Genomic DNA, 8,895 nt, shown 5'->3' on the forward strand with positions numbered 1-8,895 from the left:
ATCAGTGCCAACCATTAATCAACTGATTAGAAAAGGCCGGACCGAGATCGAAAAGAAAAAAAAGAACAGGGCGCTTATGGGATGTCCGCAAAGGCGCGGAGTATGCACTCGTGTTTACACGACGACGCCCAAAAAACCGAACTCGGCCTTGCGTAAAGTTGCGCGTGTCCGTCTGGTAAACGGATTTGAAGTTACAGCCTACATCGGCGGAGAAGGCCACAACCTGCAGGAACACAGCATCGTGCTGGTTCGCGGCGGTCGTGTCAAAGACCTTCCCGGCGTGCGCTATCATATCGTGCGCGGAGCCCTCGACTCCGCGGGTGTGGAAAAACGCACCAAATCCCGTTCAAAATATGGGACCAAGCGTCCCAAGGCGAAGAAGTAAGCGGAGGAAATGAAACATGCCCAGAAAGAAAAAAGCAGTCGTCCGCGAAGTTCTTCCGGATCCCAAGTATAACGATGTCGTTGTTTCCAAGTTCATGAACTGCCTGATGAAAAAGGGTAAGAAGAGCATTGCGGAAAAGATCGTTTACGGCGCTTTCGACATCATCGCCGAAAAGACCAAACAGCCTCCGCTGGAAGTCTTTAAAACAGCCCTGGACAATGTGCGCCCCCAGGTGAAGGTCGTTTCGCGCCGCGTGGGCGGATCGAACTACCAGATACCCACCGAGGTCAATGAAAAGAACGGCCAGGCCCTGGCATTTCGCTGGCTGATCAGCTATGCCCGTGCCCGCAGCGAGAAGACCATGATCGAAAAACTGGCCGGTGAATTCATTGCCGCCTACAAGAAAGAAGGCGCTTCGATCAAGAAACGCGAGGACACCCACAAGATGGCCGAGGCCAACAGGGCTTTCGCGCATCTCAGGCGCTAGTTCTCACAATCATACGTCTTATCCAATCGAGCGGGACCCCGGTCCCGCTTATTTTTTTTTGGAAATCCATCCCAGGGATGTGCCCGTCCGGACATCGGATTGGGAGCAATGGGATTAACTGTTTGGCAAACCGTTATATGGAATAAAAATTGCATCATACTTGATGTCAATTTATAGGAGGAAAAATGAATTTTCCGTTTAACAACAGACTCTGCGCAGTGCTGGCCTTGGGCTTGCTGCTAAGCTTGATCCACCTGCCTCTGACGGCTGCTTTCATCCAGCCTGGGGATGCGGCCAAGATTGCCCAAACCTGGCTGCTCGACTCGCCATCCGGGGTTTCCAACGGCTCCGCTGTGGCTCAGGTCCTTCAGTTCAGGCAGGGAAGTTTTTCAGCCGGCGCGAGTGCTTATGATAAAAGCGATCCAGACCTTCCCCTGGTCTATTTGGTCAGTTTTGCCGACGGCGCTTTCGTGCTGATGTCTGCCGATGACAATTCCATCCCCGTTCTGGGCTACTCGGCCGAGGCTTTCAGCCAGCCCCAGCTTCTTCACTCCACATTCCTGGATTGGGTCGGCTATTACGAGTTGCAGATCGCCCAGATCATCCAGAGCGGTTTGGAGATACCCGAAAATAAAGATAAATGGCAGGAGTTGAGAAACGGCAGGGTGGATCCCGGCTACAAACAGAATCGCGCCGTGCAGCCTTTGCTGGCCTCCAATTGGGACCAGGGCTGGCCTTACAATGAGCTTTGCCCGGTTGACCCGCAGGGCCCGGGCGGACATGTTTGGGCTGGCTGTGTGGCCACCGCCATGGGCATGGTCATGAAATACTGGAACCATCCCATCACCGGGGTTGGCAGCAACAGCTATTACGCTTCGGGATACGGATATCAAAGCGCCAATTTCGGCGCCACCACCTATCTTTGGGACGAGATGCCCAACGCAGTCGGAAATTCCAACCTACCCATAGCCACCCTGCTCTATCATTGCGGCGTTTCCGTGGACATGGGCTATTCTCCGGACGGATCCGGCGCCCAAAGCTCAGCCGCGGCCGATGCCCTGGTGGACCATTTCCGTTATCCCAACGCCGCGCTCCACAGTAAGAACAGCTATAGCGACGCGGCCTGGAACAGCCTCCTGACGGCCCAGATCGACAATGCCAGCCCCATGTATTACAGCGGCTACGGCAGCGGCGGGCATGCCTTTTGCGTCGATGGCTACGACACGGCCAACTTTTTCCATTTCAACTTCGGCTGGAGCGGGTCCTACAACGGCTACTACTACGTGAATAACATCAATCCCGGCGGCAGCTATTTCAGCGAATTCCAATCCGCGATCATCAACAGCATTCCGGAAAACTACAGCATGGCCAATGCCCGGATCAGGATGCGGGCGGTCGGTGCCACCGTGGGCAACAATTTCAACCTGGCCGTCTCCACCTATCCCATCCTTGGTTCCTGGAACGTGGACCACTATGAATTCCAACTCTTTTACGACCATGAGCACATCGTCTTCAACGGCGCTTCCGTCAGCAACACCATTGCCGCCAACGGCACTCTGACCGTCACCGAAACGACCCCCGGCTTCCTCAATGTGAACTGGGACGGAACCTCGAACCTCTTCGGGGCCGGAGACCTGATCAATTTCACCTTCATGCCACTGGAGGCGGGGGAATTCCTCTTTGACCTCGGCCAGATGAAATTCAACACCACCCCGGTCACCAATACCGATTACCTGATGCTGGAAGTTCTGGCGCCCGTGGCCACCCTCGCCCAAAGCGCGATCAGCATGCTCAACGTGATGCATCTGGGTTATTACGAGATCGGCACCACCGAGATCCGCACCACCTATCTGCTTCCCTCCTGGAACGTGACGCACTATGAATTTGACCTGGCCTACGACCCCGCCATGCTTGAATTTGTGGGCATCGACGCCACCGGCACCATCAGCCAGGGCCATTCACCCCAGGCGGTGGTGAATTCGCCGGGGAGCGTTTCGGTCAGTTGTGACGCCGGTTCTTCCCTCACCGGCGACGGCATCCTGCTCAAGCTTAACTTCCGGGCCATCGGCAATTCGGTGACCATCATGGTAACCCAGGTCACGCCAAGCAATTTCTTCTACAACGACACCCTCATCGCCTCGACCGGATCGGCCAATTTCATCCTCGCGGCAGGCACCACAGAAGTTCAGGACGAAGTGACTGCAGTCGTCCCCACCCTGCGGATCTGGCCCAATCCCATCTCCGGAACCGCCAATCTCAGTTTTTCGGGCAAAGCGGACATTCCGGCGAAGCTGAAGGTTTTCAACCTTAAAGGCCAGATGGTGCGCGAGATTGAGCTCCAGCCCGGCCGTGAACTGGCCTGGGATGTGAAGGACAGCGCCGGGGCCAGGCTCGCTTCAGGGATCTATTTCCTCGCCTGGCAACAGGATGGATATCAGGGCCGGAGCAGGATCCTGATCCTCAAATAGCACATCTATCTGCGCTACTTACATTATAGGCAGGGGTTTTTATCCCTGCCTTTTTTTGCCTCTGCGGACATATCCTCAATTCACGCCTAGGCTACATTCGCCCTACACATCCCGAACAATATTGGGGATGTGTTGGATGAATGTGAGAGGGGATCAGGATTTGGAGATAAGGCCGTGATGGGATGAAAGCGCCATGATTGCCTGGGGACGGGGCTTTGCGTATGGATCGGATGCGCAGGCGGCTAAAGAAACCTGGAAAGAGCTCGAAGCTATTCGATGTAGGGCTCACCCAGGCCGGACAGCCTGCCCTCATTGAAATAGACATATCCGGCGTTGCCCTTGCTGGTGACATAGCACCAATAATCAATGATTCGCTCGGATCTCCTGTCGGGCTCGCCCATCAAGGCCTGCACCTGTTTCTTGGTCATGCCGATCTTCAGGTTCTGCCAGCTTTCCCGGCAGTCTTTGGGCAGGCATTCCAGGGGCTGGGTATCCCGGACCAATTCAACCTTGACCGGTTCAGGTTCCTGGAGCTGCTTTGCCGCCTTGGCGGGCTTGGTTGCGACGCTGGGCTGGGTAACGACCGGTTTTGGCTCTGGGGCGGACGTGGATTTAACTTCAGGTTGCTTGGCGGCTTCAGGCTTTTTTTCCTGAACTGGTTGCTGGACGGCTGCAGGATTCTTTGCGGGAGGATTTTGCGGGGTTGCGGCTGGTTTGGATTCGATGACCGGTTTTGAGGCCACGGAAGTTTTTGGCTCAACAACGGCCAGGGAGGCCGTGCTGCTTTGCTTGAGCTCGGTGTTTGCCTGTGCGGAGGCCACGGTCTGCGTTCTGGCGGGTTGTTGGGCGTCGATGACCTGAACGGCCCGGCTGGCTACGGGCAACTCAATGACAGGAACCGTGCCGCGGCTTTCCAACAAAGAATCCAGGGTGGCAACAATATCTTCCATCTGGGCAATGTCGTTTTCCAGGGATTCGATTTTGGACATCAATTTTTCCAATCTGGACGGTCTTTGCTCAGAGCTCTGAGCGAACAGAGCGCTGCCGGCCAGGATCAGGATCGAGGCGCAGAGCAGTATAATCGGTCTTTTCATCTTTCACCAACCATGGGTTTAAACTTATTTGAGACCATGTGTGGATGTGTACATTCATGTCAAGTAAAATGTCATTAAGATCCAGATAAATCTCTCATAGGCATATCATTCGATCAATCGATTTTGGGTTTGATCGCCCAGCTGGCGGCCTTGTCAAGGAAAAGATTGACAAAAGGGGGGGTGTGGCAGAACATGAAAAAAAATATAAAAATCCATGACAGGGAGGATCAATGTCCTATCGCATTCTCGCCATCAACCCCGGCTCGACTTCGACCAAGATCGCCGTCTACGACGGAGACCGGCCGGTTTTTGAAAAAACGCTGCGCCACGATCCGGCGGAGCTTGAACCCTTTGGAGGGATCATCGAGCAGTATGATTTCCGCAAGAAACTCGTTTTGGAAGCGATGCAGGAAAATCAGGTCGCTCCAGATAGCCTACACGCGGTTGTGGGTCGCGGCGGACTGGTTCGCGGCGTTTCCGGCGGTACCTGGAAGATCTGCCCGAATATGCTGCGCGATCTGAAGGACCCGGCGCTTTGGGGGCGCATCCACGCTTCCAACCTGGGGGCCTTCATAGCAGACGCGATTTCCCAGGAGCTTGGCATTCCGGGTTTCATAGTCGATCCGGTGGTGGTGGACGAATTTGGCGATCTGGCCCGCATTTCCGGGATTCCGGAGATCGAGCGGAAATCGCTGTTCCACGCGCTCAACATCAGATACATCGCGCGTTTGATGGCCCAGGAGCTGGGCCAGAAGTTTGAGGAAACCAACCTGATCGGAGTGCACATGGGCGGCGGGATATCGGTCGCGGCGATCCTGGGCGGACGTGTGGTTGACGTGAACAACGCCCTCTTGGGAATGGGCCCCTTTTCGCCGCAGAGAGCTGGCGCGCTGCCCATCGGTGATCTGCTCGAGCTGGCTTACAGCGGTAAATACACCCATAAGGAGTTGGTAAATTATCTGACCAAAACCGCCGGCCTGATGGCATATCTCGGCACCGACAGCGGGATCGAGGTCAACAAGCGCATCCAGGAAGGCGATGCCAAGGCCAAGCTTATCCTCGATGCCATGTGCTATCAGGTGGCCAAAGAGGTCGGCGTCTGCGCCACTGTCCTCAAGGGCAGGGTCGATGCCATCTATCTGTCCGGAGGTTTGGTCTATAACGATTACATCGTTGAGCAGATCAGATCCCGGGTGGGCTTCATCGCCCCTGTGCACCTTTATCCCGGCGAAAAAGAGATGGAAGCCCTCAGCATGGGCGGAGTCCGCGTGCTCAGCGGTTTGGAACAAGCGCACGAATATCCGTATTAAAGGGTGTAGAGAACAGCCGATCCATGAAAAAGTGCCTCCTCCTGCTGTTGGGAATTCTGTTCCTGACCCCTGTTGTGGCCGAAACCTGGACTGTCCTGGTCTATATGGCTGCGGATAACAACCTTTGGCAGAACGCGGTGCAGGACGTGAACGACATGGAATCGGTGTCCATGCCTGGAAACCTGAACCTGATCGTGCAGACGGACATGCCCGTCAATTCAAGCTATCCGGGAGGCCAGAGGCGCAGGATCAGGCAGGATTCCTCTGCCCAGATAACTTCACCCCTCCTGGCCAACCTCGGCAGCATCGACAGCGGCGATCCCCAGACCCTGAAAAGCTTCATCAACTGGGGCTTTGAGCGCTATCCTTCCCAACGCAGGATGCTGGTCATCTGGGGGCATGGGGACAATTGGTTCAAGCAGGAGGAATTCAAATGGATCTGCCCCGATGACGGGTCCCAGTCTCTGATGAGCGTGGCCAACGGCGACCTGAAAGAGGCCCTGACCGGCATTCCGCATCTGGATATCCTGCTTTTCGACGCCTGCAGCATGCAGAGCCTGGAAGTCCTGGCCGAAGTGATGCACGCTGCGGATTACGTGATCGGTTCCGCGGAACTCGTCCCCGCCGCCGGTTTTCCCTATCAGACCATGGTCCCGTTGTTCGCGTCATTGGGCCCGGAGCAGTTGGCTGAGCAGATCCCGCAGAAATACCTGGAATCTTATGAACCGGGGGGGGTCCAGAATCCGGGCGGATTCACCGTTCCCCTCACCTGTTCGGGGATCAGAACTTCGCCCCTACCGGAATTTTATGAGAGGATCACGAATCTGAGCCTTTATGGCGTCTCCATGGCCCCGGCGATCGTTGAGCACATCCGTGACGGCCTGTGGGAAATGAATACGGCCTATTGCGATGTGGACATTGCCGAGTTCATAGCCAGTTGCTCGGTCATCCCTCCCAGCCTGGAGATCCTTTATTGGCCATACCAAATGCTCACGCAATGGGAAGAATGCGTCGTGTTCGCGGGGAACCTCAACATTCCGCTGGTGGCCTATCCGGTCGGCTCCGCGGCGATCTGGTTTCCCTGGCACAGGCAGTATTTTGACGGCTGGTGGAGGCAATATCGCAAATTGGAGTTTGCCTCCACGCAGTGGCTGAGGTTTCTGAACAGGGGTTTGGGTGATACCGTTCCGCCGGATCTGCCTGAGGTTTCCGAGCAATCAGTGGTTTTGGGGACGCTCCAGTTTCGCATTGTCCAGCCGGCAGATCCGGACTCCTTGAGTTACCAAGTGTGTCTCTTTCAAGGCAGCAGCGAAGATTGCGATGTGTCATACTTTAATCCGGCGGTTTCAGAAGCTTCTTTTTGGGTACGCCTTCCGGTCTGGCAGTTCGGATCAGTGACAGTTAAATGCATGGATACCTGCGGCAATTGGTCGGAATCAACTTCATTCCAGTATGAGTTCCCCGAGCCCGGCTTGGAACTACTGATGGTTCCCAATCCCGTTAGAGACAGGTTATCGGCCTCCGCGCGCTGGTATTTGCCGGATGGCCTGGAAGGGCAGGTGGATCTGACCCTGTTCAACATCCGTGGCCAGAAAGTGCTGTCCCGGAGTTTTCAGCAGAATGAAGCCGGGGAAGGAAACTGGCTGCTTTCCGCCGAAGAGGAATTCCGCCATCTGGCCCGGGGAGTGTATGTCCTGAAATTGAAAGCTGGCAGTAAGTGGCGTCAGCAAAAACTCACAATTCTATAGAAAACGAGGCTTTGCGGATTTTGTGGATAAGATGTGGATAACTTGGAAGTGTGTTTTGGCGCATTTGCCAAGGTATTGCAAGACAAGATGTTGTAAAATGGACTTTATCCACGGCCAATGTGGATAAGTTCGTAGATAACTGCCAATCAGGGAATTGGGAACAGCTATGGAATACTCCAAACTGAGCAAGAACCGGATCAAGGAACTGGCGAAACTGAAGCAGAAAAAATACCGCCTGGCAGAGGGCAGGGTGGTGGTGGAAGGGATCCGGATCCTCCTTCAGATGAAGGAATACGGACTCACGCCGATTGAACAATACCTCGGAGAGGGTGGGAAGGCCATGTGGGACGGCGTTCCTGCTTTCGAACTGCGAGATTGGGAATTCGCAGCAATCTGCGACAGCGAGCATCCTTCGGGCCTGGCGGCGCTTTTTCCGGTGCCAGAACCTCACAGAGTGGATTTCAGGCGCGCTTTCTACCTTGATGGAATCAGCGATCCGGGCAACCTGGGCACCATCTTTCGCCTGGCTGCCGCTTTTTCGTTGGATTCGCTCTTCTTGTCTCCAAGCTGTGTGGAGATATCCTCTCCCAAAGTGATCAGGGCTTCTCTGGGTAGCGTCTATGCGGTTCCTTATGAAGTTTTGGGCTTTGAGGGAATAACGGCAAAAGATGCCAGGCTGCTTGTCACGGACGCGCGTTCCGGGAGCCCTTTGCGAGATTTGCGCCTCTCCCCGGAAGACAGGGTGATCATTGTCCTCGGCTCGGAGGCGCATGGCATATCGTCTGAACTGATGCAAGCCGCGAATTCGGTTGTCACCGTGGAAATGGGCCGGGGGATCGAGTCGCTCAATGTGGCTGTGGCCGCGGGCATCATCGCCCATCATCTTTATACTGGGTAAAGCACTTTATCGATTGACAAAATCGGGGCTTCTTTAAGGGTGTATTTTCAGGTAAGTTAGTCATAGGAGCGACCGTGAATATCATAAATCAAAAGACTGGCTGGATAGAAGTTATCTGCGGCAGCATGTTCAGCGGCAAGACGGAGGAACTGATCCGCCGCATTCGCCGCGCTGAATATGCCCGCCAGCCTTTGCTGGTCTTCAAACCGGCGATCGACAAACGCTATGATGCCAATAACATAGTTTCGCATTCGCAGATGCAGGCGCCCTCGATTCCGATCAATACGCCAGCGGAGATTTATGAATACCTAAAGGACGAGATCAAGATCGTGGCCATTGACGAAGCCCAGTTCTTTGACGAATCGATCGTGGATGTCTGCGACGACCTTGCGGATAAAGGATTCCGGGTGATAGTCGCCGGGCTGGACCAGGATTACACCGGCAAACCCTTTGCCAGCATGCCCCAGCTTCTGGCCATCGCCGAATACGTGACCAAAAACCTGGC

The 8,895-nt window shown here is 55.0% G+C and carries 8 protein-coding genes; 7 read left to right on the top strand and 1 reads right to left on the bottom strand.

What is annotated here, in order from left to right:
* Positions 1 to 4 precede the first annotated feature (4 nt).
* From rpsL to K0B87_01235, 3 genes are all read left to right on the top strand, one after another.
* A complete protein-coding gene (gene rpsL / locus K0B87_01225; GenBank protein ID MBW6513361.1) occupies positions 5 to 385 on the top strand; it encodes a 30S ribosomal protein S12 in 381 nt (126 codons plus the stop codon).
* 16 nt (positions 386 to 401) lie between these two features.
* Positions 402 to 872: a 30S ribosomal protein S7 gene (gene rpsG, locus K0B87_01230; GenBank protein MBW6513362.1), complete on the top strand. Its 471-nt coding sequence runs from the start codon at positions 402 to 404 to the stop codon at positions 870 to 872.
* Between the two features lie 185 nt (positions 873 to 1,057).
* Entirely contained in the window at positions 1,058 to 3,340 is a 2,283-nt protein-coding gene (locus K0B87_01235; protein ID MBW6513363.1) for a C10 family peptidase, read from the top strand.
* 269 nt (positions 3,341 to 3,609) lie between these two features.
* Here the strand turns inward: K0B87_01235 and bamE are convergent, their stop codons facing one another.
* Positions 3,610 to 4,434: an outer membrane protein assembly factor BamE gene (gene bamE, locus K0B87_01240; GenBank protein MBW6513364.1), complete on the bottom strand. Its 825-nt coding sequence runs from the start codon at positions 4,432 to 4,434 to the stop codon at positions 3,610 to 3,612.
* A 230-nt stretch (positions 4,435 to 4,664) separates the two neighbouring features.
* On the opposite strand from bamE, the gene buk reads away from it, so the two are divergent.
* The 4 genes from buk to K0B87_01260 all read left to right on the top strand — a co-directional run.
* A complete protein-coding gene (gene buk, locus K0B87_01245) occupies positions 4,665 to 5,744 on the top strand; it encodes a butyrate kinase (GenBank protein ID MBW6513365.1) in 1,080 nt (359 codons plus the stop codon).
* A 23-nt stretch (positions 5,745 to 5,767) separates the two neighbouring features.
* On the top strand, positions 5,768 to 7,492 hold the full coding sequence (locus tag K0B87_01250; GenBank protein MBW6513366.1) for a T9SS type A sorting domain-containing protein: 1,725 nt from the start codon (positions 5,768 to 5,770) through the stop codon (positions 7,490 to 7,492).
* Between the two features lie 166 nt (positions 7,493 to 7,658).
* On the top strand, positions 7,659 to 8,390 hold the full coding sequence (locus K0B87_01255; protein MBW6513367.1) for an RNA methyltransferase: 732 nt from the start codon (positions 7,659 to 7,661) through the stop codon (positions 8,388 to 8,390).
* 74 nt (positions 8,391 to 8,464) lie between these two features.
* The coding region (locus tag K0B87_01260) for a thymidine kinase (GenBank protein MBW6513368.1) at positions 8,465 to 8,895 on the top strand (431 nt) is incomplete at its 3' end.

It is taken from the genome of Candidatus Syntrophosphaera sp., from assembly GCA_019429425.1.
Classification (GTDB): domain Bacteria; phylum Cloacimonadota; class Cloacimonadia; order Cloacimonadales; family Cloacimonadaceae; genus Syntrophosphaera.